The 25,616-nt window shown below is 67.7% G+C and carries 27 protein-coding genes and 1 tRNA gene; 15 read left to right on the top strand and 13 right to left on the bottom strand.

From position 1 onward, the window contains the following. Positions 1–57 precede the first annotated feature (57 nt). The gene (locus tag QP045_RS08045) at positions 58–1,884 is read left to right on the top strand and encodes a cation:proton antiporter (RefSeq protein ID WP_422514461.1); all 1,827 of its coding nucleotides are present in this window, start codon (positions 58–60) and stop codon (positions 1,882–1,884) included. After that, positions 1,881–2,498, top strand: a complete 618-nt coding sequence (locus tag QP045_RS08040) for an OmpA family protein (RefSeq protein WP_422514460.1) — start codon at positions 1,881–1,883, stop codon at positions 2,496–2,498. Before QP045_RS08045 ends, QP045_RS08040 begins: the two co-directional genes overlap by 4 nt. A gap of 10 nt (positions 2,499–2,508) precedes the next feature. Here the strand turns inward: QP045_RS08040 and QP045_RS08035 are convergent, their stop codons facing one another. The 3 genes from QP045_RS08035 to QP045_RS08025 are packed head-to-tail and all read right to left on the bottom strand — an operon-like array spanning position 2,509 to position 4,145. Further along, positions 2,509–2,997, bottom strand: a complete 489-nt coding sequence (locus tag QP045_RS08035) for a GAF domain-containing protein (protein ID WP_422514459.1) — start codon at positions 2,995–2,997, stop codon at positions 2,509–2,511. Positions 2,998–3,021: 24 nt separating this feature from the next. Further along, complete coding sequence (gene arfB, locus QP045_RS08030; protein WP_422514458.1) at positions 3,022–3,447, bottom strand: alternative ribosome rescue aminoacyl-tRNA hydrolase ArfB; 426 nt, start codon at positions 3,445–3,447, stop codon at positions 3,022–3,024. Between the two features lie 47 nt (positions 3,448–3,494). Then, entirely contained in the window at positions 3,495–4,145 is a 651-nt protein-coding gene (locus QP045_RS08025; RefSeq protein WP_422514457.1) for an RluA family pseudouridine synthase, read from the bottom strand. Positions 4,146–4,233: 88 nt separating this feature from the next. Here QP045_RS08025 and QP045_RS08020 point away from each other — a divergent pair, with 88 nt between their 5' ends. Further along, the gene (locus QP045_RS08020; protein WP_422514456.1) at positions 4,234–5,118 is read left to right on the top strand and encodes a M15 family metallopeptidase; all 885 of its coding nucleotides are present in this window, start codon (positions 4,234–4,236) and stop codon (positions 5,116–5,118) included. 34 nt (positions 5,119–5,152) lie between these two features. On the opposite strand, the gene wrbA is transcribed toward QP045_RS08020, so the two are convergent. Continuing rightward, complete coding sequence (gene wrbA, locus QP045_RS08015) at positions 5,153–5,755, bottom strand: NAD(P)H:quinone oxidoreductase (protein ID WP_422514455.1); 603 nt, start codon at positions 5,753–5,755, stop codon at positions 5,153–5,155. Between the two features lie 288 nt (positions 5,756–6,043). Here wrbA and QP045_RS08010 point away from each other — a divergent pair, with 288 nt between their 5' ends. Together QP045_RS08010 and ctrA are read left to right on the top strand one after the other, a co-directional pair. Beyond that, entirely contained in the window at positions 6,044–6,952 is a 909-nt protein-coding gene (locus QP045_RS08010; protein ID WP_422514454.1) for a LysR family transcriptional regulator, read from the top strand. A 123-nt stretch (positions 6,953–7,075) separates the two neighbouring features. After that, positions 7,076–7,777, top strand: coding sequence for a response regulator transcription factor CtrA (ctrA, locus tag QP045_RS08005; RefSeq protein ID WP_422514453.1), 702 nt, complete (start codon positions 7,076–7,078; stop codon positions 7,775–7,777). Between the two features lie 72 nt (positions 7,778–7,849). Here ctrA and QP045_RS08000 read toward each other — a convergent pair whose 3' ends face one another. Continuing rightward, complete coding sequence (locus QP045_RS08000) at positions 7,850–8,086, bottom strand: hypothetical protein (RefSeq protein WP_422514452.1); 237 nt, start codon at positions 8,084–8,086, stop codon at positions 7,850–7,852. A 118-nt stretch (positions 8,087–8,204) separates the two neighbouring features. Here QP045_RS08000 and QP045_RS07995 point away from each other — a divergent pair, with 118 nt between their 5' ends. The 6 genes from QP045_RS07995 to QP045_RS07970 all read left to right on the top strand — a co-directional run bounded on the left by QP045_RS07995 (position 8,205) and on the right by QP045_RS07970 (position 14,382). Next, positions 8,205–10,022: an ABCB family ABC transporter ATP-binding protein/permease gene (locus tag QP045_RS07995; protein WP_422514451.1), complete on the top strand. Its 1,818-nt coding sequence runs from the start codon at positions 8,205–8,207 to the stop codon at positions 10,020–10,022. A 91-nt stretch (positions 10,023–10,113) separates the two neighbouring features. Beyond that, positions 10,114–10,767, top strand: a complete 654-nt coding sequence (locus QP045_RS07990) for a peptidylprolyl isomerase (protein WP_422514450.1) — start codon at positions 10,114–10,116, stop codon at positions 10,765–10,767. A 32-nt stretch (positions 10,768–10,799) separates the two neighbouring features. After that, complete coding sequence (gene queA, locus QP045_RS07985; RefSeq protein ID WP_422514449.1) at positions 10,800–11,837, top strand: tRNA preQ1(34) S-adenosylmethionine ribosyltransferase-isomerase QueA; 1,038 nt, start codon at positions 10,800–10,802, stop codon at positions 11,835–11,837. Next, the gene (locus tag QP045_RS07980; RefSeq protein WP_422514448.1) at positions 11,834–12,691 is read left to right on the top strand and encodes an HpcH/HpaI aldolase/citrate lyase family protein; all 858 of its coding nucleotides are present in this window, start codon (positions 11,834–11,836) and stop codon (positions 12,689–12,691) included. The genes queA and QP045_RS07980 overlap by 4 nt, the downstream gene beginning before the upstream one ends. A 109-nt stretch (positions 12,692–12,800) precedes the next feature. Continuing rightward, on the top strand, positions 12,801–14,141 hold the full coding sequence (locus QP045_RS07975) for a sugar porter family MFS transporter (RefSeq protein WP_422514447.1): 1,341 nt from the start codon (positions 12,801–12,803) through the stop codon (positions 14,139–14,141). A 167-nt stretch (positions 14,142–14,308) separates the two neighbouring features. After that, positions 14,309–14,382: transfer RNA gene (locus tag QP045_RS07970), tRNA-Gly, on the top strand. 86 nt (positions 14,383–14,468) lie between these two features. Here QP045_RS07970 and QP045_RS07965 read toward each other — a convergent pair. The 5 genes from QP045_RS07965 to QP045_RS07945 all read right to left on the bottom strand — a co-directional run bounded on the left by QP045_RS07965 (position 14,469) and on the right by QP045_RS07945 (position 18,707). Further along, positions 14,469–16,037 carry an alginate export family protein gene (locus QP045_RS07965; RefSeq protein WP_422514446.1) on the bottom strand — a complete coding sequence of 523 codons (1,569 nt, stop codon included), beginning with the start codon at positions 16,035–16,037 and terminating at the stop codon, positions 14,469–14,471. Positions 16,038–16,107: 70 nt separating this feature from the next. Then, complete coding sequence (locus QP045_RS07960; RefSeq protein WP_422514445.1) at positions 16,108–17,466, bottom strand: amidohydrolase family protein; 1,359 nt, start codon at positions 17,464–17,466, stop codon at positions 16,108–16,110. 71 nt (positions 17,467–17,537) lie between these two features. Next, the gene (locus QP045_RS07955) at positions 17,538–18,101 is read right to left on the bottom strand and encodes a hypothetical protein (RefSeq protein ID WP_422514444.1); all 564 of its coding nucleotides are present in this window, start codon (positions 18,099–18,101) and stop codon (positions 17,538–17,540) included. Between the two features lie 120 nt (positions 18,102–18,221). Continuing rightward, the gene (locus QP045_RS07950) at positions 18,222–18,377 is read right to left on the bottom strand and encodes a hypothetical protein (protein ID WP_422514443.1); all 156 of its coding nucleotides are present in this window, start codon (positions 18,375–18,377) and stop codon (positions 18,222–18,224) included. A gap of 183 nt (positions 18,378–18,560) precedes the next feature. Then, on the bottom strand, positions 18,561–18,707 hold the full coding sequence (locus QP045_RS07945; RefSeq protein WP_422514442.1) for a hypothetical protein: 147 nt from the start codon (positions 18,705–18,707) through the stop codon (positions 18,561–18,563). 343 nt (positions 18,708–19,050) lie between these two features. On the opposite strand from QP045_RS07945, the gene QP045_RS07940 reads away from it, so the two are divergent. Further along, a complete protein-coding gene (locus QP045_RS07940; protein ID WP_422514441.1) occupies positions 19,051–19,632 on the top strand; it encodes a hypothetical protein in 582 nt (193 codons plus the stop codon). Further along, the gene (locus QP045_RS07935; protein WP_422514440.1) at positions 19,623–20,999 is read left to right on the top strand and encodes an energy transducer TonB; all 1,377 of its coding nucleotides are present in this window, start codon (positions 19,623–19,625) and stop codon (positions 20,997–20,999) included. Before QP045_RS07940 ends, QP045_RS07935 begins: the two co-directional genes overlap by 10 nt. A 46-nt stretch (positions 21,000–21,045) precedes the next feature. On the opposite strand, the gene QP045_RS07930 is transcribed toward QP045_RS07935, so the two are convergent. Beyond that, a complete protein-coding gene (locus QP045_RS07930) occupies positions 21,046–21,801 on the bottom strand; it encodes a competence/damage-inducible protein A (RefSeq protein ID WP_422514439.1) in 756 nt (251 codons plus the stop codon). 63 nt (positions 21,802–21,864) lie between these two features. Here QP045_RS07930 and map point away from each other — a divergent pair, with 63 nt between their 5' ends. Both map and QP045_RS07920 read left to right on the top strand, forming a co-directional pair. Next, positions 21,865–22,692 (top strand): type I methionyl aminopeptidase, encoded by an 828-nt coding sequence (gene map, locus QP045_RS07925; RefSeq protein WP_422514438.1) that lies wholly within the window; start codon positions 21,865–21,867, stop codon positions 22,690–22,692. A gap of 181 nt (positions 22,693–22,873) precedes the next feature. Then, positions 22,874–23,443 carry a GNAT family N-acetyltransferase gene (locus QP045_RS07920; RefSeq protein WP_422514437.1) on the top strand — a complete coding sequence of 190 codons (570 nt, stop codon included), beginning with the start codon at positions 22,874–22,876 and terminating at the stop codon, positions 23,441–23,443. A 21-nt stretch (positions 23,444–23,464) separates the two neighbouring features. On the opposite strand, the gene QP045_RS07915 is transcribed toward QP045_RS07920, so the two are convergent. Together QP045_RS07915 and QP045_RS07910 are read right to left on the bottom strand one after the other, a co-directional pair. Continuing rightward, on the bottom strand, positions 23,465–24,799 hold the full coding sequence (locus QP045_RS07915; protein ID WP_422514625.1) for an ATP-binding protein: 1,335 nt from the start codon (positions 24,797–24,799) through the stop codon (positions 23,465–23,467). 5 nt (positions 24,800–24,804) lie between these two features. After that, on the bottom strand, positions 24,805–25,515 hold the full coding sequence (locus QP045_RS07910) for a response regulator transcription factor (protein WP_422514436.1): 711 nt from the start codon (positions 25,513–25,515) through the stop codon (positions 24,805–24,807). Positions 25,516–25,616 lie beyond the last annotated feature (101 nt).

The raw sequence follows: 25,616 nt of genomic DNA, 5'->3' as shown, positions 1-25,616 counted from the left end.
CGGCGGGGAAATGCAGCCGCATTTGCGACGATGGCCCCCGGTCGGTAACGGGGTCCGATGGAACAACAGGCTCTCATTATCGCGCTGATCGGTGTTCTGGGGATCGGCGCGCAGTGGATCGCCTGGCGCACGGGGTGGCCGGCGATCGCGCTGATGCTGGTGGCGGGCATCTTTGCCGGGCCAGTCACGGGTTTGATCGACCCGCACGCAGCGTTCGGCTCGTTGCTGGAACCGGCGATCTCGATCGCGGTCGCGGTGATCCTGTTCGAAGGCGGCCTCAGCCTCAATTTCCGCGAGCTGCGCAAGACCGAGGGCGCGGTCACCCGCCTGGCGATGATCGGCATTCCGGTCGGCTGGGTGCTGGGCGCGATCGCCTGCTATTATATCGCGGGACTGGTGTGGCCGGTCGCGATCCTGTTCGCAGGCATCATGGTCGTGACCGGGCCGACGGTGGTGCTGCCGCTGCTGCGCCAGAGCAATGTCGCGGCGCGTCCGCGGGCGATCCTGAAATGGGAAGCGATCGTCAACGATCCGTTCGGCGCGCTGTGCGCCGTCATCACCTATGAATATCTCCGTCGGTCGGAGGCGGGCGCGTCACTGGGCGGCGTGATCCTCTCCCTGCTCGCGGCCGCGGTGCTCGCCGGCCTGATCGGCTATGCGATGGCGCGCGCGATCGCCTGGGCCTTCCCGCGCGGGCATGTCCCCGAATATCTGAAGGCACCGGTGCTGCTGGTGGCGGTGATCGGGACCTTCGTGCTGTCGAACCTGATCCAGCAGGAGACCGGGCTGCTTGCCGTCACGGTGATGGGCATCGCCCTTGCCAACATGCGGCTCGATTCGCTGCGCGACGTGCACCCGTTCAAGGAGAACATCACCGTCCTCCTGATCTCGGGCGTGTTCGTGCTCCTCTCCGCCCAGCTGGATATCGAGGTGCTGCGCCGGTTCGAATGGCGCTTTGCCGGGTTCCTGATCGCCCTGCTGCTGCTCGTGCGGCCGGCGACGGTGCTCATCAGCCTCGCCTTCAGCCGGGTGCCGTGGAACGAGCGCCTGCTGATCGCGTGGATCGCCCCGCGCGGTGTCGTCGCGGTGGCGGTCTCCGGCCTGTTCGCGCTACGGCTCGACCGGCTCGGCTACAGCGACGGCGACATCCTGGTCACGCTGTCCTTTGCCGTAGTGGTGACGACCATCATCGCGCACGGCTTCAGCATCCGGACCGTGGCGCGCTGGCTGAAGGTCACGGGCGCCAGCGAGCGCGGGTTGCTGATCGTGGGAAGCACCGACTGGAGCCTGGCGCTGGCGGATCACATGCGCTCGCTCGACGTGCCGGTGCTGGTGAGCGACAGCAGCTGGCAGCGGCTTGCGCCCGCCCGCCAGCGCGGCATCCCGACCTATCACGGCGAGATCCTGGCCGAGACGACCGAGGAGCAGCTGGATTTCAGCCAGTTCCAGGTGCTGGCGGCAACTTCGGAGAACGAGGCCTATAACGCGCTGGTCTGCAGCGAGTTCGCGCCGCGGATCGGGCGGGACGCGGTGTACCAGCTGGGCGACGCCAGCGGCGACCCCCGTGGCCTGCCGGAGACGCTGCGCGGCCGCGCGCTGTTCACCTCTGGCCTGGGCGTGGAGGAAATCACCCAGCGCGAGCGCGCCGGCTGGTCGTTCCGCAAGACGCGGATCAGCGAGCAGTTCGACTTCGAACATGCAAAGGCCGTGCTGCCCGACGAGGCCGACATGCTGTTGCTGTTGCGCAAGAACGGCACGCTGCGCTTCTTCACCCATGCGACGCGGCCGACGCCGCAGCCGGGCGACCTGATCGTTTCCTATGCCCCGCCGCGCGTGCGGGAGCCGGATGCCAAGCACCAGAAACAAAATGGGGAGGAACGATGACACGGACCCTGTGCCACGCGATGGCGACGACCGCATTGGCAGCACTGCTGACGGGATGCGGCCCTTCCGGTGAAAAGCGTGCAGACGCTCCCGTTGCCGACAATATGGCAGAGGCGGAGGTCCCGACCAATCTGCAGATGCCGGCGCCCGAACCGACCGTGGAGGGCAAGTCGATCATCCGGCCGGAAGCGGAGGTCAGCGAGCCTACCCCCCCGCCGCTCGAGCCGATCGAAACCGTCGTGCAGTTTCCCAAGGGCATCGCGCTGGATGACGAGGCCAAGGCTGCGCTCGACAAGCTCCTGACCGAGCCGGCGTTCCAGGCCGGCGGCGCCATCCGCCTGGGCGGGCACAGCGATTCCAAGGGATCCGACGCGGACAATCTGCGCGCGTCCCGCCGCCGCGCGGAGGCCGTGCGCGACTATCTGGTCGACAAGGGCGTCGGGGAGGACCGCATCACCGTGATCGCGCTGGGCGAAAACCGCCCGGTCGTTCCCAACGCGCATCCGGATGGGACCGACGACGAGGCGGGCCGCGCCCGCAACCGTCGGGTAGAGATCGCGGTCGCGCTGCCCGAGCCGCAGCCGACCCCGTCGCCGGAGCCGACCGCGAACTGAGGCAGGCCGATCAGGCGCCGGCGATCCGGGGCCCGAGCCGCTGCATCAGCGCCTCGCACCCGGCGGCATCCTCGGCATCGAAGCGCGCCGGGGACGGGCTGTCGAGGTCGAGCACGCCGATCAGGCGCCCTTCATGGACGATCGGCACCACGAGTTCGGAGCGGCTCGCGGCGTCACAGGCGATGTGCCCGGGGAATGCGTGGACGTCCTCGACCCGCTGCGTCTCCCGCGTGGCTGCGGCCGTGCCGCACACGCCCTTGCCGAACGGGATCCGGATGCAGGCGGCCTTGCCCTGGAACGGGCCGAGCACGAGCTCGTCGGAGACGTTGCGGTAAAAGCCGGACCAGTTGAGGCCGGGCAGATATTCCCACAGCAACGCCGCCGCATTCGCCATGTTGGCGATGGCGTCGGGCTCATCGGCGGTGAGCGCATCGAGCGCCAGGCCAAGTTCGCGATACAGCTCCTGCTTGGAGCCGGCGGCGATATCGAATGCGTACATGACGTTCCTTTCCTGGCGGCGCGGTCAGTCGTAGCGGACCTTGCCGCGCCCGGCCTTGACCGCACTGCGGCCTTTCTTCTCGTCGACCCGGCGTGCCTTGGCAGCACGGCTGGGCTTGGTTGGCTTGCGCTTGCGCGGCACGAAGGTCGCCTCGCGGATCAGCGCGATGAGCCGCTCGCGCACCTCCTCGCGGTTTAGAAGCTGGGAACGCGCCCCCTCGCTTCGCAAGACCAGCACCCCTTCCCGCGTCATCCGCGACCCCGCCAGCTCGGCGAGACGGTTCTTCACCATTTCGGGCAGGTTGGGCGATGCCGCCACGTCGAAGCGCAGCAGCACCGCACTGTCGGTGGTGTTGACGTGCTGACCCCCCGGCCCGCTCGCACGGGTGAAGCTCTCGACGAGTTCGTCGCTGTCGATGCTGATCGAGCGGGTGATGGGGATCGCGGCCATTTCAGCGGCGCCTCTAGCGCAAGCCCGGGCCGGCGGGAACGCGAAGTTCAGCTATCGCCGAAGCCCGCGGCGGCAAAACTCGGCGGCAGCGGCGCGGTGGCCTCGATCGGAGGCTTGTTGCCGCGCGGCACGGTGAGCTGGGCCGCGTGGAGCAGCATCGCATGGCCGCCGTTGCCATAGACCGGATCGCCCAGGACCGGGGTGCCCAGCCCTTCGGCGGCATGGACGCGGATCTGGTGGGTGCGGCCGGTTTCCGGGAAGAAGGCGACCAGCGCCCGATCGCCGTCGGTGCGCAGCAGCTTCCAGTTCGTGCGCGCCGCCTTGCCCTTGGGATCGCCGACCATGCGCCAGCCCTCCTCGATGGTGCTCACCTTGCCGAGCGGCAGGTCGATCGTGCCCGAGGTCTCGGCGGGGATGCCGTCCAGCACCGCCACATAGCGTTTCTGCACCAGCCCCGCTTCGAACGCCTGCTGGAAGCGTGCGTGCGCCTTGGGATTGCGGGCGAGCAGCAGGCAGCCGCTGGTGTCGCGGTCGAGCCGGTGGACCGCGGTCGGGAAACGCTGGAACCCGAAGGTCAGTTCGTCCAGCCGCCCAGCGATGCTGGGGCTGCGGTCGCGCGGCCGATCGACCGGCAGTCCGGCGGGTTTGTCGATTACGATCGCTTCGCCATCGATGAAGAGCACAAGGTCATCCAGCATGGAGGTCCCTTGCCACCGCAGCCGCCCACATGCCAGAGCGCAGGCGCCGAAAGGCGGCGGTCCTGCGCCGCATATTTCAGGAGGTTGGATGCGTAAGTTCCTGCGGATGTCCGCTGCGCTGGTGCTGGCGCTTGCTGCCTGCTCCGCACCGAAGCCGACAGTGGTGGAGCCGCCCGCGCCGCCAACGCCCGCCCCCGCGCCGACGCCCGCGCCGCCGCCAGCCGTCGCCGTCAACCGCGCGCCCGTGGCGCTGTGCGATCGCGGGATCGTGCAGCCGGGCCCGGACGGCCGCTTGTTCAATCACTTTCCCTATCCGGATACGGTGGAGACCGCCCTGATCCCGGCTCCGGAAGAATTCTCGCCGGGCGGGAGCTGCCGCATCCATCCCGCGATGCTCGCCGACCTTCAGGCATTGCTCGCGCGCGCCAACCAGAACCCGGCGATCGCGGGCAAGCTGCGCGCCGTATCCTGCCACCGCTCGGTCCGCCTGCAGCGCCAGACCTTTTGCGGCGGGATCAACGCCAACGGCAGCAGCAGCTTTCAGGAGCGTGCCTGGGCATCGGCACCGCCGGGCTTCAGCGAGCATTCGACGGGCTATGTCGTGGATTTCGGGACCCGCGACCGCGGCGGCTGCCCCGATGCGGAGGCGTGCTTTGCCGCCACCCCGGCGGGCCGCTGGCTGATCGCGCACGCGGCCGAGTTCGGCTTCGAACAGTCCTTCCCCGCCGGCAACAAGCAGCAGGTGAAGTGGGAGCCGTGGCACTGGCGCTGGGTGGGCCGCACGCCGAACGCGCCCGGCGCAGCGGCGGCACGCGCCATCTTTGCGCCAGCGTCGCGGCGCTTCCCGGCCTATCCGCACCGGCCCGAGGACCAGCGCCTGCTGGCCCCGGCGCGTCCCCCGGCGCCGGCACCGGTGCGACCCGTCGTGGCGCCGACAACGCCGCAGCCGGCCGCGACGACGCCCCAGAACTGACGCCCGCCGCCCATCGGGCAGCGGGCGCGGAAGGTCAGGCGGTCAGCTTGGCCGCGGTCGCCGCGATGCGGCGGCCCTGGTAGCGTGCGCCCTCGAGTTCTTCCTCGTGAGGCTGGCGGCTGCCGTCGCCGCCGGCGATGGTCGTCGCGCCATAGGGCGATCCGCCGCGGACTTCGTCCACGCCCATCTGCCCCTGGAAGCCATAGTCGAGGCCGACGATGGTGAGGCCGTGGTGCAGCAGGTTGGTGAGGATCGAGAACAACGTCGTCTCCTGCCCGCCATGCTGGCTGGCAGTGGAGGTAAAGGCACCGCCGACCTTGCCGATCAGCCCGCCGCGTGCCCAGACGCCGCCGGTCTTGTCCCAGAACGCCGCCATCTGGCTGGTCATGCGGCCATAGCGGGTGCCGGTGCCGACAATGATGGCATCGTACTTCTCAAGCTCGTTGACGTCTTCCAGCACCGGATAGGGCTGGTCGAGCAGGTAATGCGATGCGCGGGCGAGATCTTCCGGCACCGTTTCCGCCACGCGGCGGATGTCGACTTCGGCCCCGGCGCTGCGGGCACCTTCGGCGACCGCTTCGGCCATCTTCATGATGTGGCCGTAAGAAGAATAATAGAGCACCAGAACCTTGGCCATCGCGCGTCTCCTGTCAGTCTGCCCGCCCCGTCGGGCCGTTTCGCCGGGGCCTGCCCGGGGAGGGAGAGTTCGGCAGGCCCCGTCCCGGGGCCACATGATGCTGCGGCCTGGGAATTCCGATATTCCTGTCAACGAGATCGACGAAGCAGGCTTCGCGATCCCTGAAATCTTTTCCCGGCTTAGCCTTGCCCGGATGTGCCATAGGTAGGGAATTCGATTGCGACGTAAACGGAAACGTTGGAAACGGATCGTTGCAGCGCAATGCATACGAAGGGGAGGATCGCCGCGATGTTGCTACCGGATTTTGAGGCCTGGGCGATCTTTGCGTCGGTCGTCGAGAACCGATCGTTCAGCGGCGCGGCCCAGGCGCTCGGCACGTCCAAGGCGACCGTGTCCAAGGCGATCAGCCGGCTGGAGACCCGGTTGGGCGCGACCCTGTTCCACCGCACCTCGCGCCGCCTGACCCTGACGGAGAGCGGCCAGGCGCTTTCGGAGCGTGCCGCCCGGATCCTGTCCGAAGCACGCGAGGCAGAGGAGATCGCCCGCGACGCCAACAGCACGCCGACCGGGCGCGTGCGGCTGGCCGCGCCGATGAACTTCGGCCTCAACCGAGTAGCACCTGCGCTTGCCGATTTCCTGACCCAGTATCCCGGGATCGAGGTGGACCTGACGCTGTCGGATGCCCCCACCGATATCGTCGCCCAGGGCATCGACGTGGCCCTGCGCATCGCCGACCTGCCCGACAGCAGCCTTCGGGTGCGGCGGCTTGCGCCGATCGCCATCCATCTGGTGGCGGCACCGGCCTATCTGGAGAAGCACGGCCGGCCGGAGCACCCCGCCGACCTCGCCCAGCACGCCTGCCTCCCCTACACCAACGTCACCCGCCCCTTTGTCTGGCACTTCCGGCGCGGCAACGAGGAAGTCACGGTCCGCCCGACGGGGCCGCTGTCCACCGACAGCGGCGAGGCGATGCTGCCGGCCCTGCGCGCCGGGCTTGGCATCACGCGGTTGCCCGATTTCATCGTCGACGACGACCTGGCCGACGGAACGTTGGTGGAATTGCTGAGCGACTGGCAGGAGACCGGCATGGCCCTCCACCTGTTGACGCCCCCGGGCACCTTGCGGCCCGCGCGCGTAGAGGCCCTGATCGAGTTTTTGGCCGAGCGCTTTCGCCAGCTGTGCGCAGAACGAAAATAGCGGTGATTGCGTATTTAACCGGGCTTAGCGCGTCGTTAACCTTTTGCCTTCACATCCGTTTAGGTTAATGACTGTCCTAGGTGCGTGCTCCTTCGGGTTCCCGTGCCAAAAAGGGGGACTGCGATGCGCGTTCTATTGATCGAAGACGAGCCGACCACGGCCAAGGCAATCGAGTTGATGCTCGAGGCCGAGGGGCTGAACGTCTACACCACCGACCTTGGCGAAGAGGGGCTCGATCTCGCCAAGCTCTATGATTACGACATCATCCTGCTCGACCTCAACCTGCCGGACATGCACGGCTATGAGGTGCTGAAGAAGGTCCGCGTCGCCCGGGTGCAGACGCCGGTCCTGATCCTGTCGGGCATCAGCGAGATGGATACCAAGGTGCGGTCGTTCGGCTTCGGCGCCGACGATTATGTCACCAAGCCGTTCCATCGCGAGGAGCTGGTCGCCCGCATCCACGCCGTGGTGCGCCGTTCGAAGGGCCATTCCCAGTCGGTCATCAAGACCGGCAAGCTGGCGGTGAACCTGGATGCCAAGACGGTCGAGGTCGACGGCAATCGCGTCCACCTGACCGGCAAGGAATATGCGATGCTGGAGCTGTTGTCGCTCCGCAAGGGCACGACCCTGACCAAGGAGATGTTCCTGAACCATCTCTATGGCGGCATGGACGAGCCCGAGCTCAAGATCATCGACGTGTTCATCTGCAAGCTGCGCAAGAAGCTCAGCTCGGCGTGCGACGGCGAAAACTATATCGAGACCGTCTGGGGACGCGGCTATGTGCTGCGCGATCCCAACGAAGTGCCCGAGGCGCAGGTCGCCTGATTTTCCTGCGGAAAGGGCCGCGGCTTCCAACGAAGCCGCGGCCCTTTTCCGACATGAGCAGGATGTAAAGTGTCAGCCCCCGCGGGTGGGGCGCTGTGCTTCGTTGCGCGCCATCTGGGCGCCCTGCTGCTGGCACGCGGCGGCGATGGTCGGGAAGCTCAGGTCCGTATTGCGGACCAGTGCGGCGGGCATTGCGGCCTGACACGACTGGATGCTGGTATAGGTTGCCGGCTCGACCCGCGCACTGCGGCATTCGTTCGAATCATCGGCGCAGCCCATGATCGCGATGACGTACAAAATCGAGCTCATTCGACTTCCTTTCGAAGTGTCAAGCGATTGACGCGGCTTCGAGTTCCGACGTCGCCCCGCAGCAACGATCTGTCGCATCCGTTGCGTCCGGCGCCGCGACATCCCAAATCAGCAGCCGATGCCTCCTGACACCTCTGCGCCTGCCGCTTCCCAGCGGCCGATGATGGCGACGCTCCGCCGCTTCCTCCCCTACCTCTGGCCGCACGGCCATCGTGGGTTGAAAGTGCGCGTGGTCGCCGCGCTGGCGCTCGTCGTCCTTTCGAAGCTGGTGCAGGTCTATGGCGCGCCGTTCGCGCTCCAGAACGCCATCGACACGATGAGCGCCGGGAGTCGCGACGCCCTGTGGCTCGTGATCGCGCTGATCGTCGGCTATGCGGCCGCGCGGTTCGGCGCGACCCTGTTCGACAATTTGCGCAACATGGTGTTCGAACGCGTCGGCCAGGAAGCCGCCCAGCGCCTGTCCGGAACGGTATTCCGCCACCTCCACGGCCTTTCGCTGCGTTTCCACCTGGAGCGGCGCACGGGTGCGGTCACCAAGGTTGTGGAGCGCGGCACCAAGAGCATCGACACGATGCTCTACTTCCTGCTGTTCAACATCGCCCCGACGATCCTGGAGCTTGCGCTCGTCCTCGGCATCTTCGGCGTCCGCTTTGGCGGGTGGCTGGTGGTGGGAACGGTCGTGATGGTCGCGGCGTATATCGTCTTCACCCGCTGGGTCACGGACTGGCGCAACGCCCTGCGCCAGCGGATGAACGACCTCGACACCGGCGCGGTCGCGCATGCGGTCGATTCGCTGCTCAACTTTGAGACGGTGAAATATTTCGGCGCCGAGGCACGTGAGGCGGAGCGTTACGAACGCGCGGTCGCGGCCTATGCGACGGCGGCGGTGCGCAGCGAGAACAGCCTGGCGCTCCTCAACATCGGCCAGGCGCTGATCACCGGGGTAATGCTGGCCGGCGGCATGGCGCTGGTGGTGTTCGGCTGGGCGAGCGGCCGGCTCACCCCCGGCGACGTGGTGCTGGTGTCGACGCTTCTGACCCAGCTGTTCCGGCCGCTCGACCTTCTCGGCATGGTCTATCGGACGATCCGCCAGGGCGTCACGGACATGGCCGCGATGTTCGACCTCATCGACACGCCGGAGGAAGTTCGCGACATTCCCGACGCCCCGGCGCTGGCCGTCACGCGCGGCCATGTCCGGTTCGAGGAGGTGTTCTTCGGCTATGACCCGGAGCGCCCGATCCTGAAGGGTGTCGATCTGGACGTGCCCCCCGGCACGACCCTTGCGGTGGTCGGCCCATCGGGCGCCGGCAAGTCCACGCTCGCGCGGCTGTTGTTCCGCTTCTACGATCCGACCGGCGGGCGTATTACCATCGACGGGCAGGACATCGCGCAGGTGCGGCAGGATTCGCTGCGCGCCGCGATCGGCATCGTTCCCCAGGACACGGTGCTGTTCAACGACACGGTCGGGTACAACATCGCCTATGGCCGGGCCGGTGCGACGGCCGAGGAGATCGCCGGCGCCGCGCGGGGTGCCGCGATCGAGCCGTTCATCGAAAGCCTTCCCGACGGCTATGACACCCGCGTCGGCGAACGCGGCCTGAAGCTGTCGGGCGGCGAGAAACAGCGGGTCGCGATCGCGCGCACGCTGCTCAAGAACCCGCCGGTGCTGATCCTGGACGAGGCGACCAGCGCGCTCGACAGCCGGACCGAGGCCGAGATCCTGGCGACGCTGGAGGCGATCGAGCAAGGCCGCACGACCATCGTCATCGCCCATCGCCTGTCCACCGTGGTCCACGCCGACCGCATCGTCGTGCTGGAAGCCGGCGAAGTGGTCGAAAGCGGCACCCATGCCGAGCTGTTGCGCAAGGGCGGCGTCTATGCCGAGATGTGGGCCCGCCAGGCGGCCGAGCGCGAGGAGGCGCTCGCCGTCGCCTGACCGTGCCGGAGGGGGCGGTGCAAACGCGCCCTACCCCCGCATCCGGAAATCCTTTAAGCCGCTTGTCGAGACTTCTTTGCCCGGGGTGGAAATGCGCCTGTTTGCCGTTGTGTTCGCGTTGTTCGCGTCCTTGTTTGCCCTCCCTGCTGCAGCCCAGCTGATCGACGTGCCGGGCCGCGCTGCGCCGCCCGCGACGACCGACAAGGAGAACCTGTGGCTGCTCGACCTTTCGAGCGGTGGCCGCGTGACCGTGTGGCTGCGCCCGGACGTGGCGCCCAAGACCGTGGAGCGCGTGAAGACGCTGACGCGGCGGAAATTCTATGACGGCCTGCCTTTTCACCGCGTGATCGAGGGCTTCATGGCGCAGGGCGGCGATCCCAAGGGCGACGGCACGGGCGGGTCGGACCTTCCCGACGTGGAAAAGGAGTTCAACTACCTTCCCCACGTCCGCGGCGCGGTTGCCGCGGCCCGTGCGCAGGACGAAAACAGCGCCAACAGCCAGTTCTACATCATGCTCGCACCGCGCCTGGCGCTGGACAAGAAGTACACCGTGTTCGGCCGCGTGCTTGAAGGCATGGAATATGTCGACGCGATCCAGCGCGGCGAGCCGCCGGCGAACCCGACCCGCGTCCTGCGTGCCTATATGGCATCCGACAATCCCCCGCCCTACCAGCCGGCCCCTGCCGCTGCGGTCCCCGCCGAGGACAAGGACCTGACGCTGCCGTCGCTCCCGGCCAAGCGCTGACCCCAACGCCGGGCATCCGGCGGATATTCGAGATGAATGTAGACGATTTCGACTTTGAGCTGCCGGCGGAGCGGATCGCGCTTCGCCCGGCAGCGCCGCGCGACGCCGCGCGGATGCTGGTGCTCGACGGCGCTTCCACCCGCGACGCGATCGTGAGCGACCTGCCCGACGCACTGCGCCCGGGCGACCTGCTGGTCTTCAACGACACGCGCGTGATCCCCGCCCAGCTGGAGGGCCGCCGCGGCGAGGCGCGGATCGGCGCCACCCTCCACAAGCGCGAGGGGCCGCGCGCCTGGCGCGCCTTTGTCCGCAACGCCCGGCGGCTGCGCGACGGCGACGTCATCGACTTTGGCGCAGGCGTTTCGGCCACCGCCGGTGAACGCGGCGAAGACGGCAGCGTGCTGCTGGAATTCGGCGGCGACGAGCCGGTCGAACTGCTGCTGGAGCGCGCGGGGCGGATGCCGCTGCCGCCCTATATCGCGTCCAAGCGCCCGACCGACGCACGCGATGCCGAGGATTACCAGACGCTGTTCGCGCGCGAGGCGGGTGCCGTCGCCGCTCCCACCGCCGCACTGCATTTCACGCCCGAACTGATGACGGCGCTGGAAGCACGCGGGATCGGCCATGCGACGCTGACGCTGCATGTGGGCGCGGGCACTTTCCTGCCCGTAAAGGCCGCGGACACCAGCGAGCACCGCATGCACGCCGAGTGGGGTCGGCTGGATGCCGACACTGCCGAGCGGCTGAACCGGGTGCGCCGCGACGGCGGCCGGGTGATTGCGGTCGGCACCACCAGCCTGCGCCTGATCGAAAGCTCCGCGGGTGAGGATGGCATCATCCGCCCGTTCGAGGGGGACACGGCGATCTTCATCACGCCGGGCTACCGGTTCCGCGGCATCGACGGGCTGATGACGAACTTCCACCTGCCCCGCTCGACCCTGTTCATGCTGGTATCGGCGCTCATGGGGCTGGAGCGGATGCAGGCGGCCTATGCCCATGCGATCGCGAACGGCTACCGCTTCTACAGCTATGGCGACTCCTCGCTGCTGCTGCCGGAGCGGGCCGCATGAGCGCACCCCGCCCCCGCCGCAGCGCGCTGTTCCTGCCGGCGTCCAACGCCCGCGCGATCGAGAAGGCGCGGACGCTTCCCAGCGATGTCGTGATCCTCGACCTGGAGGATGCGGTGGCGCCCGAGCAGAAGCAGGCGGCGCGGGCAGCCGCGATCGCCGCGGCACAGGCCGGCGGCTTCGGCGAGCGCGAACTGGTGCTGCGCATCAACGGGCTCGACAGCGAATGGGCGGCGGACGACCTGGCGGCGCTCGATGGCGCACCGTTCGACGCGGTACTGGTCCCCAAGGTGTCGTCGGTCGCCGACATCGAGACGGTCGAACGCGATACGCACGACCTGCCGATCTGGGCGATGATCGAGACCTGCCGCGCAATCCCGGCGATCGGCGCGATCGCGGCGCTCACCGAGCACACCCGGCTTGCCGCATTCGTGATCGGCACCAACGACCTTGCCAAGGAAATGCGCTGCCGGCTTTCGCCGGATCGCGCGGAATTGCTGCCGCTGATGAGCCTGGTGCTGGCCGCCGGGCGCGGCTGGGGCCTGACGGTGCTGGATGGCGTGCACAATGCGATCGATGACGACGCCGGGCTGGAAGCGGTGTGCCGCCAGGGTGCGGCCATGGGCTTCGATGGCAAGACGCTGATCCACCCGCGCCAGATCGCGACGTGCAACGCGGCCTTTTCGCCGAGCCCCCAGGATATCGCGCGCGCGCAGGCAATCGTCGACGCCTTTGCCGCGCCCGAGGCGGCCGGCCGCGGCGCGATCCGCCTGGACGGGGCGATGGTCGAGCGGCTGCACCTGGACGATGCGCGCCGCGTGCTGGCGATTGCCGAACGCGCCGGTCGCCCCGACTGACACCCACCGGCGGCTGCCCGGTTGGACAGCATGCCCGCCAGCCGATAGCCATGCATCCGCGCGCTTTGCGTCGGCACGCCCAACGCGGCCGGTCTGTGGAAAGGATGTCATGGCTCAGCCCGATTACGCCCCTGTCGAAGCCGCCGGCGTAAGCCCGGCGATCATTCTCAGCGCCCTTGGCGCCGCGCTTGGGGGGTTGTTGTTCGGGTTCGACACGGCGGTGATCTCGGGCGCGACCGAAGCCCTGCAGAGCCATTTCGCCCTTTCCGATCCGGCGCTGGGCTTCACGGTTGCGTCCGCGCTGATCGGCACGGTGATTGGGTCGCTGACCGCGGGCGCGCCTGCCGATCGCTATGGTCGCAAGCGGATGCTGCTGGCGATCGCGATCGCCTATGTGGTCTCGTCCCTGGGCGCGGGGCTGGCGACGAGTTGGCCGATGCTGCTCGCCTTCCGCACGCTGGGCGGGCTGGCGATCGGCGCTGCCTCGGTGGTGACGCCGGTCTATATCGCCGAAGTCTCCCCCACCCGCTTTCGCGGTCGGCTCGTGGCGCTCAACCAGCTCAACATCGTGCTGGGGATCCTGATCGCCTTCCTCTCCAACTACCTCATCGCGCAGAATGCGGCGCCCGATACCGCGTGGCGGTGGATGCTCGGCATCGTGGCGGCGCCGTCGGCGGTCTTTCTGCTGGTGACGCTGCTGCTGCCCGAAAGCCCACGCTGGTATGTCGTGACGGGGCGTTCGGGCGACGCATTGCGGGTGTTGCAGCAGCTTGGCTTTGCCAGCCCGGAACGGGAGATCGCCGGGATGCAGGGCGCGCGCGTGCGAGAGGCGACGCCACGGCTGTTCCAGCGCCGCTATGCGACGCCGGTGGGCTGCGCGATCGCGATCGCGATGTTCAACCAGCTCTCCGGCATCAACGCGCTGCTCTATTACGCGCCGCGCATCTTTGCCCTGGGCGGCGCCGGCACGGACAGCGCGATGCTGCAATCGGTAGCGGTCGGCGGCATCAACCTGATCTTCACCGTGCTCGCGCTGTTCCTGATCGACCGGTTCGGGCGAAAGCCGTTGCTCTATTTCGGGTCGATCGCCTGCGCGCTGGCGCTGTTCCTGGTCGGGTTCCAGATGGAACGGCCGGTGGCCGACGGCACGCTGATCCTTGCGGGAATGCTCGGGTTCATTGCCGCCTTCGCGGTCAGCCAGGGGGCCGTGATCTGGGTGTTCCTGTCGGAAGTGTTCCCGAGCGAAGTGCGCGGCAAGGGCCAGGCGCTCGGCTCCACGACCCACTGGATTATGGCCGCCGCCATCACATGGACCTTTCCGATCGTGGCGGGCCGCGTCGGCGGCTGGGTCTTCCTGTTCTTTGGCGCGATGATGCTGCTGCAGTTCGTCTGGGTCTGGCGCTTCATGCCCGAAACCAACGGCGTGCCACTGGAGAAGATGCGCCTGTAGGGGCGCGCGACCCAGGCACGGGATCGTGGCGGCGTCCAGAGGATCGACGCTATCCGATGGCAGTTGACGGAGCCGCCCGAACCATGGCAGGTGCCGGCGCATCGTAGAGGATGCCCGGCCTGCCGCCGCCGCTCCGATGCGATCGAGCCGGGCGCCAGTCCGGCTTTGCGGGTGTAGCTCAATGGTAGAGCAGAAGCTTCCCAAGCTTACGACGAGGGTTCGATTCCCTTCACCCGCTCCAGCTTCTAAATCAAGGACTTAGCGCCTCATCTGCGCGCTCGCATCGGCAGTGTTTGCCGTGAAGCGATCCTGCAAGCCGCGCGCAGCCTAGTAGTTCACCACGACGTTGACGAAGGCACCCGTCCAGACCGGCGCGGTTCCGGGGAAGGATGCCTTGATCCCCGCGCCCGGGAACGACGCGCTCACCCCGGCCGTCAGGAACACGTCCGGGCCGAAGATGTGGTTGTATTCCAGGAAGAGGTCGTCCGAGAGGTGCCGCTTCGTCACCCCGGCGATCAGGTTGAAGCCGCTGGGCGTGGAGACGAGGCGCGTGGCCTGGCCGAACTGGATCGGACTCGCGAGCTTGTCCGCGTCGATCCGGCCATAGCGCAGCGTCAGCGCGTCCTTCTTGGACGGGTGGACCGCAAAGGCGATTTCGAGCACGCGCAAGTTCGAGTTGATGAACACCATCGAAGATTTCGAGCCGCTGGCCCAGGCGCCGGGAGACCCCTCGTAATAAAGCGGATCGAAGCGTTCGAGCTTGGGCGTGGTGGGATCATCGCCGGAGAAGACCTTGACCGTGCCGGTCAGAGTCGGGGTCCAGGTGGTCTCGGTGAACCGGTAGCCGAGCTGCGCCCGGCCGGCCCAGGCGGACATGTCGACGCGGTTGTTCCATTCATAGGCGAGGTCGCCGGTCACGAACCAGTTTCGGAACGCACCCTCATAGCCGATGCTGCGGAAATAGAGGTTGACCGCGTTCGTCTTGTCCCGCCCGTCGGGAATGATCGTCGGCTCGCCCAGCCCGCCCGGGGCCGCACGGATATAGGGGGAATTTGATCGCAACACGTTGATGTACGTGAAGCCGATATAGTCCCCGCCGGCGGAATCGTAGCGGAAGTCCGCGCCGGCCAGCTGGTTGTGGCCGTTATTCGACTTCAGCTCGCGCGGCTCGATGAAATAGCCCGTGAAGGTCCGCCGGCCGTTGTAGATCCGCCCGATCGCGGCCTGTTTCCACGCCTTGCGGGGCCCGAACTTGAGCGCGCCGCGCTCGAACCCGCTGGTTCCGCCGTTGGCGATCAGCATGCCGCTGCCCAGTTGCAGTTCCCGGGGACCCAGCGACACGTCGAAGTCGAACGGATGGTTGGTGGTCTTGAATCCGAGATAGCCTTCTTCCAACGTGACGGCGCCCTGGTCCTTTGCGTCGAACGCGTCCCTGCCCAGCGTCTTCGATCCGACGCCTGAGAGCTTGCCGTACAAGACGTTGCCATTAGCCATGGTCTTGTCGAAGCCCAGGCCCGGCTTGATGTAGAGTTCCACCCAGTCCTGGTCGGAATTGAACTTGGCACCCGGCGCGTAGACCGACGCGAAGTCCCAGAAGAGGTTCGTCTCGCTGACAAGGTTGACACCGCCCTGGAAATACCAGCGCAGGTTGAGGCCGTCCTTGTCGTAGATCGTCGTCTTCGGCGTCTTGCCCGGCGAGTTGTCCTTCAGATCCTCGGACGTGATCGAGGAAGGCCCGCCTTCGGGCAGGCTGGTCTTGCCCGTCCGGCGAACGGTGCCGTCGGTGACCTGCAACCCGCTGTCACGGCCGGCGGGGATGTCGCAGCTCTCCTCCCCGCGACAATCCTGATCCTGCGCGACGGGCGCGGTCTGCACGACGACGGGAGGGGGCGGCATATCAAGCATCGTTCGTGCCTCTGCAGGTGCGCGATGCCCGGACCAGTCGCATCGCAGGTGTCCGGTTCGGTCAGCCCTGGCCGCTCTGGTCCTTGTAGATCACCCCATCCTTCATGATGATCGCGAGGTTATCGTGCGGGTCGGAAAGCAGGTTGATGTCCGCGATCGGATCGCCATTGATGAGCAGCAGGTCGGCAAGCGCACCGGCCTGCACGCGGCCCAATACGCCCTTGTACGGAGAGCGCGGGCCGGACAGCGCCAGCAGATCGGCATTGTCCGCCGTCGCCATCTTCAGCACCTGCGCCGGGGGATACCATCGGACCAGCTTGGGCAGATAATAGGCCTGGCGCACCCCGGCATTGGGATTGAGCTGGATATCGGTGCCGAACGCCACCTTCAGGCCCAGCCGGTGTGCAGTCTCGTAGATGCGGGCGGTACCCGCGGCGACCTCTTCATATTTCGCGCGGTTGGCCGACCCGGGGGCCGTGGGGATGGCATCCTCGTCCTGGAGGAAGGGCTGGGTGCTCAGCCACACGCCCATGTCCTTGATCCGCCGCAGCGTCGGCTCGTCCAGGAGATGGCCGTGCTCGATCGAGACGACGCCGCAATCGAGCGCCCGGTTGATCGCGCGCGGCGTATAGCCGTGCACCATGACATAGGTGCCCCAGTCCTGGGCGCAGCCGACCGCGGCCCGGATTTCCTCCTCGCTATATTCGGTGACGTCGAGCGGATCGAAATTGGAGCTGACGCCGCCGCCGACGGAGATCTTCACCTGGCTCGCGCCCTGGAACAACTGCTCGCGCACGCGTTCGAGGACCTGCGGCACCCCGTCCGCGACCATGACATAGCCCGCCTTTTCATGCGGCGTCAGGGGGCGTGCCAAGGGAGAAGGCAGGTCATTGATGGGGCGAGACTCCCCGTGTCCGGAGGTCTGCGAAATGAGCGCTCCCGACGGCCAGATCCGCGGGCCTTCCACGAAGCCCTGGTCGATCGCCTTCTTCAAGCCGAAGGTCGGCCCTCCCGCATCCCGCGCAGAGGTGAACCCGTCCATCAGAAAGTCGCGCGCGCCAGGCACTTGCCGGACCTGCAGGAAATCCGGGATGTCGTTCGCGAACTCCTGGACGGGCAGGTTGAAGAATTCCAGATGGCAATGGGCGTCGATCAGGCCGGGCATCAGCGTCCTGCCGGCACCCTCGACCACGCGCGCCGTGGATGTGGCCCCCCGCCCCACGCCGGCGATCTGGTTGCCCCGCACCAAGACGTCGGTCGGCGCGCTGAGGCGGGGGCTTACGCCATCAAAGACGCGAACGTTGCGGAACAAGATCTCGGACGTTTGCCCGGCCGGGGTTTGAGCACCGACACCGCGCGCCAGGCCAAGGAGAGCGGCCATGCCCCCGCCGACCAGAACTTCCCGACGATCAAGTTTCATGGCCTACTCTCCCGCCCTTCAAGGAGTAGGTGGTGAACGCTGATCGCGTCATTGGTAGTTGTACTTACGGCTTATCTTCGGCCGAGAAGACGCCCTTGCATCGACACTTGAAGAGCGCCTTGCCTGATCAACGTTTCGACAAATAGTTGGCGACCGCGCGGTAGGCCGGCAGCGACGTCGGATCGTTGTAGTCGTTGGCAGCCTGCGGCAGAGACGCGAACCGAACGAGGACCATGTCCGCGTCGAAATCGACGTAGATCGTCTGGCCGTGAACGCCCCGCGCCGCGATGATGCTGCCGTTGCCGGAATATCCACCACAGGCCGGTGTAGCTGCCGCCGATCAGCGCCGGATGCTCCGTCCCGAACTTCTTGGGATCGTCCCCTGCCCGCAGCGCCTGTACGGCGGCGGACGGGAAGAGACGCTTGCCGTCGATCACCCCTTCCTGGAGCACCAGAATGCCCAGCCGCCCCATGTCACGCAGCCCTGCGCTGAGCCCACCGCCGGCGAATGGCACGCCGGTCCCGTCGACCGTCATATAGGCATCCTGCTCGGCGCCCATCGGCTGCCACAGGCGTTCCGAGGCGAGGTTGCTCACCGACTTGTTGCTAACCCGGGTGACGATCCATCCGAGCATGTCGGCATTGGGCGGCGTTGTTGCTCAGGCCAAAGCCCACCGCAAACCGCGGCAATTCGCCGCGGCTGCGGCGGGGCCCGTGAGCAGCGGGAGCCGCTAGAAGGCTGTCAGGCGGGTCGGCTATTCTTCGAGCCAGCACTCGTGGCACTTGGTGCGTCCGATCTCGGCCTCTGCGCCGCAGACGCACTGGCCGGGCTCCGGCGGGCGCATCGCCAGTTCAAAGTAACGGCGAGGCGCATCGAATACCGCACGCGCGACACGAAGAAGCGTATCCATCCCCTATCTCCTTTTTTTATTGCGCCTAACTTGCCGACAGTTTGCGCTCATGTCGAGTGGGGACTTTGATGCTCTTTCGGACGGCCGCCGGAGAGTCCGATAAGGGCGGAGATGTACGGGCGCGAAGGGCTGTGCTTGGCCGGCCGCATTGCCGAAGACGGCGCGCGTGCAGGAGCTGCCGCGTCAGCGCTCTCGCGTGCAGCGGGCGACCAGTTCGGCCGCGCTCGCCTTGTCCAGCCCGCGCCGGGTCGCAGCGCAGGGCCGTCCATCCGTGGCGATGGCAACGCTGTAGGGCAGACCGGCAGTGCCGGAGAGCAGGTCGGTCTGCATCCGTGCCCATGCGGCGCCGGCCGCCAGCGTTGTGCCACCGGGACGCTCGCCAACATGCGTTCGACACGCCGGCCGCGGTCGACCGGTACCACCAGCACCCGGAACGGTCGCGCCGCGGCGCTGATCTGCGGCAGCTGCTGCAGTTCGGCCTGGCAGGGCGCGCACCATCCCGCGACGAACAGCAGCACCGTCCCTGCCGGGTAGGCAGGCGCCTGCGCTGTGGTGGGAGCGTCGGAAAGCATTGTTGCGGCAGTCATGGCCGCCGCCACGCCGATTCCGCTAAAAAGACCTGTCGACACGGTGGTTTATCCCATGCTTGTGAGCGCCCCGGGGAGTATCATCAATGTTGACGCACATTCTGCACCTGCTGCTCGCTGGTCAAGCGGCCGCGACACCTACGCCGGCACTTGGCGCGCAACAGTTATTCGATCGCGCGAGCCAGTCGGCCGCGGACGGCAAATGTGCGGAAGCGCTCAAAGACTTCGCGGCATTGGAGCGCCGCACGAACTCCAAGCCGAACCGGCTGCTGGGTGCCGCCATCGACGTCCGGAAGGGCGGATGCCTGATACGATCCGAGCGCGTTGAGGAAGGCGAAGCGGCGCTTCGGCGCGGACTTCCCGTGCTTGCCGCGCAACCGAAGGAATTTGCGGCCGACCTGCGCGACGGGCACATCTTGCTTGGCCAGGCACGGGTCCGGCAACTGGATTATGCAGGTGCGGCCGAGGAATATCGCCATGCGCTGGATGGGGCGACCGGTACCTTTCGCATCCGTCCCCTGATGGGATTGGCCAGCGTGCTCGCTTCGATCATGACGGCCAGGCCGTTCGATACGCAGGCGAAGCGCGGACCATCGCGCTTGCCGATCCCGCCCTGCCGAAACAGTCCAAGGCAGCGGTCCAGACGCTGTACGCCCGCATGCTCCTGAACGGGGGGCAGCAGAAGGAAGCCTATTCCGAACTGAAATCGGTTCTGCAGCAGCAAGGCGGACTGACGAATCGCGTCGGCATCGACGACATCGCGACGCGATCCGACCTCGCCATCGCCGCGTTGCTGAACGCAGACAGGACGAACGCCCAGAAATACCTCGCCTACACAGGGGCGGGCCGCACGGCGAACAAGCCCTTCGAACGCGCAGCCTGGCTGCAGCCGCCGCTGTGCGGCGCAACCACCGGCCTGACGCCGGAAGATTTCGCGGTCGTCGAGTTTTCGGTCCGTGAGGACGGCTCCGTATCCGGTGTGCAGCCGATCTATACGACGGGAGACCGGGAGGTGGCGCTCGCCTTTGCGCGCGCCGTGTCCGAATGGTCGTGGGACCCCGAGGCCATCAAGGATATTCCGCCCTTGTTCCGCTACACCACGCGGGTCGAACTGCGCTGCACGCGCGTGGGCGAGCGTCCGGACCTTACCGATCCCCTGGCGGAGCGGTTCCACGGCTGGCTCGCCGAGGCCGGACCGGGCGACGCTGCCTGGGCGGACCAGCCCGACGCGCGTGCGGTCGGCCTGATCCGACCGGCAGCGGAGGCCGCGCGGCGTTCGGGCAACCGTCCGGCATTGGTCCAGGCGCTCGCCGCACTCGGCACGAACCGGGTGGTACCGTGGAATCAGCGAGTCGCGGCGTTCGATGAGGCCATCCAGGCCGCGAACGACGCCAATGCTCCGGTCGCGGTGCACAGCTACCTCGCGATCAAGCGCATCGACCTTGCCGGGAAATCGGGACGCTTAAAGCGCGCCGACTTCCGCACGTTGCTTGCCGACCGGAGGGTCGCAGCCGACCCGTTGAGTTCGGCCACGCTGCGGTTGCTGATTGCGGTTCCGGCCGATCGGCAGTCGAGGCCCGACGACGCCATGGCCCTGCTCGACGGAGTCGTACAGGCGGGAGAACTGCCGGCGCAGCATCCGCTCAAGGTCAACGCCTTGTTGCAGCAGGCGACCGTGCTGGCCGACAAGGGGGACCTGACCGCGGCGCGACAGCTGTTTGACCGTACCGGTCTGGACGAGGGACAATGTGCCTTGATCGGACTGACGCCTGCGTTCCGCGGCATCGGTGGCACCGACTATCCGGACGAAGCCAGACGAATGGGCTTTGAGGGCTGGGCGCGAACCGAGTTCGACGTGGCCGCTGATGGCCGCACCATCACACCGCGGGTCATCGCCGCGTATCCGCCCTTCGTCTTCAACGAGGCTGCGACCAGCGCCTTTCGCGGAGCCCGCTATCGGAGCAGCTATCGCCCGATCGGGGGCCTCGCCTGCACGGCGGAACAGGGTTCCATCAGTTTCCGGCTGCAGAATTGATCCTGCCGCAGCCGGAGCAGGAACCTGCTTGCTCCGGCTGCCGCGGTCAGATGCCCCCCGGGACCCCGGGATAGCCCGCCGCTGCCAGGCGGCGCTCTAGGTCGGCCATACAAGTGTCCAGCAATTGCTGGTCGGTCGCCCGGACGACGAAGTTCGCGCCGACGCGACCTTCGCGGAAGAACGGGTAGCTTCCGATCGACACGCCGGCATGGGCCCGCTCGGTATCGCGCAGCAGTTCGGCGACCTCGCTCTCTCCTACCCAGCAGCCGAGCGTAGCGGAAAGTACCGGGAGGCCGCCTTCCAGCGTGCCGGTCAGCGCGTCGAGCATTGCGGCGGCGATGTGGGGCACACCGGCCAGGATGAAGAGATTGCCGATGCGAATGCCCGGGGCGCCCGACTGCCGGTTGGCGATCAGGCTGGCGCCCTGCGGCACGCGCGCCATCCGCAGGCGCGCTTCGTTTACCCCGCCGCGGCCGGCGTAGTGCGCCTCCAGCATGGCCTGTGCCTCGGGATGGACGACGACGGGAACGTCCAGCGCCGCCGCCACCGCGTCCACCGTGATGTCGTCATGAGTGGGGCCGATCCCGCCGGTGGTGAAGCAATAATCGTTGCGCGCTCTCAGCGCATTCAGTGCCTCGACGATCGCAGGCTGCTGGTCGGGGACGATCCGCACTTCCGCGAGGCGAATACCCTGCACGTTGAGCCAGGATGCGAGTTGCGCGACATTTCGGTCCTGCGTCCGTCCCGAAAGGATCTCATCGCCGATGACGAGGAGGGCGGCGGTCCAGGTGCGCGCGGTCATGTCCGGACCATAGCGCCCCCACGCACCCTCGCAAAGGCGCCGCGCAGCCGTTATATCGACCGCATGACCGAATATGTAACCGTCTCCGCCGATACTCCCCTGGCGCGCACCGGCGCGATCAAGCTGCACGGGCCCGAAGCGTTCGAGGGCATGCGCAAGGCGGGGCGCCTGGCCGCCGAGATCCTCGACGCCGTGACCCCGCATGTGGTGCCGGGCGTTACCACGGGCGAACTCGACGCGATGATCTTTCGCCTGATCGACGAGGCTGGCGCGGTGCCGGCGACGCTCGGCTATCGGGGCTATACCCATTCGACCTGCATCTCGATCAACCATGTCGTGTGCCACGGCATCCCGTCCGACCGTGCGCTCAAGGACGGGGACATCGCCAACATCGACGTCACCCCGCTGCTCGACGGCTGGCACGGCGATACCAGCCGCACCTATCTGGTCGGAAACGTGCCGATCAAGGCGCGCCGCCTGGTCGATGTGACCTATGAATGCCTGATGCTCGGCATCGAGCAGGCGCGACCCGGCAACCGGCTGGGCGACGTCGCGCACGCGATCCAGCAGCATGCCGAGGCGCACCGCTATGGTGTGGTCCGCGATTTCTGCGGCCACGGCGTAGGCCGCCTGTTCCATGACGCGCCGGAAGTGGTGCACGCCGGCCGCCCCGGCACCGGGCCCGAGTTCAAGCCCGGCATGATCCTGACGATCGAGCCGATGATCAACATCGGCAAGCCCGATGTGAAGGTGCTGGACGATGGCTGGACGGCGGTCACCCGCGACCGTTCGCTCTCCGCCCAGTTCGAGCATTCCATCGGCATCACCGAGGACGGCTGCGAGATCTTTACGCTAAGCCCGGCCGGCTACACCAAGCCGCCTTATATCTGATCCGAACCGGCCGCCCGGGCGTTGTCGTTGCGCCAGGACAAGGGCGGTGGCGGGCGACCCGCCTATCGTGCGCCGGCTGCCGGTCGCCGCATCGCCTAGCGTTTGCGGGTCGGCATCCCCCCGTGCTTGGGGCATGGTGACAGGATACCCGGCGAGTACGCCGCAATAAGGGAGAGCCAGGATGAGCGATCAGAACAGCGAAGCAATGCAGGCAACGGGCGTCGGGAAGCCCGTGACGGATGCCGACCGCTGGTCCGGCCCGCTGACCACACGCAGCGGCTTCACCTTCCACGTTCGCCCCGCCCGGCCGGACGATGCAGAGCGGCTCGCCGAGTTCTTCCGCCATGTGTCGGAGGACGATATCCGGTTCCGCTTCCTGATCGCGCTCGACAAGGTGGGACATGATCGGCTGGTCGCGATGACATCGGTGGACCATGATCGCACCGAGAATTTCCTCGCCCTGGACGACGACGGGCGAATCCTCGCGACCGGTATGCTGGCCGCCGATCCGCAGCTGGAGCGGGGCGAAGTCGCGATCTCCATCCGCACCGACCACAAGCGCCGCGGCATCAGCTGGACGCTGCTGGAGCATATCGCCGCCTATGCCGAGGCGCGCGGGATCAAGACGCTGGAATCGATCGAGGCGCGCGAGAACCGGGCGGCGATCGAACTGGAGCAGGAGATGGGCTTTACCGCCCACCCGCTGGAGGACGATCCGACGCTGGTGCTGGTCCGCCGTACGCTCGGCTGATCGCGCCTGCCCTGCTCCGCGTCAGGCGGTGCAGGGCAACGGCAGGCGGATTTCCGCACACAGCCCGCCGGTGGGACGGTTCGAGAGGCGGAACTCCCCGCCCTCCGCCTCCACCGCGCGGACGACGATCGACAGGCCGAGCCCGAAGCCGATCGTGTCGCGCTTGCGCGCGGTATCCAGCCGCACAAAGGGTTCGAGCACCAGCGGCAGGTCTTCCTCGGGGATGCCGGGGCCGTCGTCCTCGACCGACAACACCACGGCATCGTCCAGCACCTTCAGCCGGATGCGGACGGTGTCGGCGTGGTGGACCGCATTCTCGACGAGATTAACCAGCGCCCGCTTCATCCCCGACGGCCGCAGCCGGCAGTCGAAATGGTCCGGCCCTTCATAGGTGACATCGTGCCCGAGATCGGAGGCGTCGTCGGCGACGGTCGCCGTCAGCACCGCCAGGTCGATCAGGACGGGCTGTTCGGGCTCCCCCTCGCCCCCCAGGAACGCGAGCAGGGACGCGATCATCGCCTCCATTTCGGCGAGGTCGGAGTCCAGCGTTTCGCGCAATTCGTCGTCGGACACGCGCTCGGCGCGCAACCGCAGCCGCGCGAGCGGGGTGCGCAGATCGTGGCCGACAGCGGCCAGGGCGCGGGTGCGGTCCTCGATCAGGCGGTGGATACGCGCCTGCATGCTGTTGAACGCGGCGACCACCCGGCGCACCTCCCCCGGCCCCGCCTCCGACACCGCGATCGGCGCGCCCTCCGGGCCGCTGCGCCCCACCCGGTCGGCGGCTCTCGCAAGGTGGCGCATCGGCAGCAGCGTCTGGCGGACGAGTAGGCCGCCGATCACGATCAGGCCGATCGCCGGGATCAGGGCCAGCAGCACGCGTTCCCAGGCGAGGTTGATCGTCCGGAGCGACTCAAGTGTGCGGAAGTACAGCCAGCTGCCATCGGGTAGCCGCAGCCCCCCGCTCACCACCGAGCTTCGTCCGGGCGAACTCAGCCGCAGCCGCAGGTCCGACGTTCGCAGCGTCGGCTCCCATTCGAGCACCTGCTGGAGCATGCCGTCGAGCAGCGGCGAGATCGGCGGCGGCGGTGGCAGCTCGGGGCTCCAGCGCAGTTCGTAGCGGTCGGTGGTCAGTTCCTCGGCCATCGCCTCGCGCCGGTCGGGCGGGCTTTCGGCCACCAGCCGGCGCGCGATGACGAGGTGTTCGGCAAGGCGCCGGGCTTCGTCGTCGCGTACCGAAAACTGGCTCGCGCGCTCGTAAAGCAGCGTGCTGACGCCGAACTCCAGCGCCGTCGTCAGCAACAGGATGGCGACGATACGGCCGAGCAGCCCGAAGGAGGGCCGCACGAAACGCGTCAGCCGCTTCAAGCGCGCTCGACCGGTACGTTGAGCATGTAGCCGACGCCGCGCACGGTGATGATCGGCGCGGTGCCGCCGGCGCCGGAGAGCTTGCGCCGCAGCCGGCTGACCAGCACGTCGATGCTCCGGTCCGAGCTGTCACCCAACCGGGTACGCGAAAGCTCGATCAGCCGCTCGCGCGCGATCACGCGCTGGGAATGGTCTAGCAGCACCGCCAGCAGATCGAACTCCGCGCCGGTCAGGTCGACGACTGCGCCGCTCGGCGAGCGGGTCTCCCGCCGGCGCAGGTCGATCGTCCAGCCGTCGAAGCGGCGGATGCCCTCTTCGCGGGTGCCGGTCGACACCTCGCGTCCGCCGCGCCGGAGCACCGCGCGGACGCGGGCGAGCAGTTCGCGCGTGCTGAAGGGCTTGGGCAGATAGTCGTCGGCACCGAGTTCCAGCCCGGCCACCCGGTCTGCCTCGCTGCCCTTGGCGCTGATGAAGATGATGGCGACGTTGCTGCGTTCGCGCAGCTGGCGGCACAATTCGATGCCGCTGGGGCCGGGAAGCATGATGTCGAGCAGGACCAGGTCCGCAGGCAGGGCGTCGAGCGCCTCCCACATCTCGTCCGCAGCCGAGGCGGTGCGGACCAGATAGCCGTTCTCCTGCAGCGCGCGCGCGGTCAGCGTTCGAAGCGCCGCATCGTCTTCAACGACCACGATCGAAGGGGCCGTCATGCGGTTCGTCCAACGGGAAGAATTCGGTTCATCGCAGACTGACGTAGGCAGCGCTCCCCCGCAGGTCAACGCGCGCCGGATACGGGCGGGGGGCGGCGCCA

The organism is Sphingomonas sp. 3-13AW, from assembly GCF_049311085.1.
In the GTDB taxonomy this organism is placed as follows: Bacteria; Pseudomonadota; Alphaproteobacteria; order Sphingomonadales; family Sphingomonadaceae; genus Sphingomonas.
The sequence above is the reverse complement of the archived record's forward strand: the minus strand, read 5'-3'. Positions and strand labels throughout refer to the sequence as shown.

Bases quoted from the DNA above. Each gene is read 5' to 3' on its own strand.
- QP045_RS08045 (WP_422514461.1), top strand. From the start codon at position 58: ATGGAACAACAGGCTCTCATTATCGCGCTGATCGGTGTTCTGGGGATC.
- QP045_RS08040 (WP_422514460.1), top strand. From the start codon at position 1,881: ATGACACGGACCCTGTGCCACGCGATGGCGACGACCGCATTGGCAGCA.
- QP045_RS08035 (WP_422514459.1), bottom strand. From the start codon at position 2,997: ATGTACGCATTCGATATCGCCGCCGGCTCCAAGCAGGAGCTGTATCGC.
- arfB (WP_422514458.1), bottom strand. From the start codon at position 3,447: ATGGCCGCGATCCCCATCACCCGCTCGATCAGCATCGACAGCGACGAA.
- QP045_RS08025 (WP_422514457.1), bottom strand. From the start codon at position 4,145: ATGCTGGATGACCTTGTGCTCTTCATCGATGGCGAAGCGATCGTAATC.
- QP045_RS08020 (WP_422514456.1), top strand. From the start codon at position 4,234: ATGCGTAAGTTCCTGCGGATGTCCGCTGCGCTGGTGCTGGCGCTTGCT.
- wrbA (WP_422514455.1), bottom strand. From the start codon at position 5,755: ATGGCCAAGGTTCTGGTGCTCTATTATTCTTCTTACGGCCACATCATG.
- QP045_RS08010 (WP_422514454.1), top strand. From the start codon at position 6,044: ATGTTGCTACCGGATTTTGAGGCCTGGGCGATCTTTGCGTCGGTCGTC.
- ctrA (WP_422514453.1), top strand. From the start codon at position 7,076: ATGCGCGTTCTATTGATCGAAGACGAGCCGACCACGGCCAAGGCAATC.
- QP045_RS08000 (WP_422514452.1), bottom strand. From the start codon at position 8,086: ATGAGCTCGATTTTGTACGTCATCGCGATCATGGGCTGCGCCGATGAT.
- QP045_RS07995 (WP_422514451.1), top strand. From the start codon at position 8,205: ATGCCTCCTGACACCTCTGCGCCTGCCGCTTCCCAGCGGCCGATGATG.
- QP045_RS07990 (WP_422514450.1), top strand. From the start codon at position 10,114: ATGCGCCTGTTTGCCGTTGTGTTCGCGTTGTTCGCGTCCTTGTTTGCC.
- queA (WP_422514449.1), top strand. From the start codon at position 10,800: ATGAATGTAGACGATTTCGACTTTGAGCTGCCGGCGGAGCGGATCGCG.
- QP045_RS07980 (WP_422514448.1), top strand. From the start codon at position 11,834: ATGAGCGCACCCCGCCCCCGCCGCAGCGCGCTGTTCCTGCCGGCGTCC.
- QP045_RS07975 (WP_422514447.1), top strand. From the start codon at position 12,801: ATGGCTCAGCCCGATTACGCCCCTGTCGAAGCCGCCGGCGTAAGCCCG.
- QP045_RS07965 (WP_422514446.1), bottom strand. From the start codon at position 16,037: ATGCCGCCCCCTCCCGTCGTCGTGCAGACCGCGCCCGTCGCGCAGGAT.
- QP045_RS07960 (WP_422514445.1), bottom strand. From the start codon at position 17,466: ATGAAACTTGATCGTCGGGAAGTTCTGGTCGGCGGGGGCATGGCCGCT.
- QP045_RS07955 (WP_422514444.1), bottom strand. From the start codon at position 18,101: ATGCTCGGATGGATCGTCACCCGGGTTAGCAACAAGTCGGTGAGCAAC.
- QP045_RS07950 (WP_422514443.1), bottom strand. From the start codon at position 18,377: ATGGATACGCTTCTTCGTGTCGCGCGTGCGGTATTCGATGCGCCTCGC.
- QP045_RS07945 (WP_422514442.1), bottom strand. From the start codon at position 18,707: ATGCAGACCGACCTGCTCTCCGGCACTGCCGGTCTGCCCTACAGCGTT.
- QP045_RS07940 (WP_422514441.1), top strand. From the start codon at position 19,051: ATGTTGACGCACATTCTGCACCTGCTGCTCGCTGGTCAAGCGGCCGCG.
- QP045_RS07935 (WP_422514440.1), top strand. From the start codon at position 19,623: ATGCTCCTGAACGGGGGGCAGCAGAAGGAAGCCTATTCCGAACTGAAA.
- QP045_RS07930 (WP_422514439.1), bottom strand. From the start codon at position 21,801: ATGACCGCGCGCACCTGGACCGCCGCCCTCCTCGTCATCGGCGATGAG.
- map (WP_422514438.1), top strand. From the start codon at position 21,865: ATGACCGAATATGTAACCGTCTCCGCCGATACTCCCCTGGCGCGCACC.
- QP045_RS07920 (WP_422514437.1), top strand. From the start codon at position 22,874: ATGAGCGATCAGAACAGCGAAGCAATGCAGGCAACGGGCGTCGGGAAG.
- QP045_RS07910 (WP_422514436.1), bottom strand. From the start codon at position 25,515: ATGACGGCCCCTTCGATCGTGGTCGTTGAAGACGATGCGGCGCTTCGA.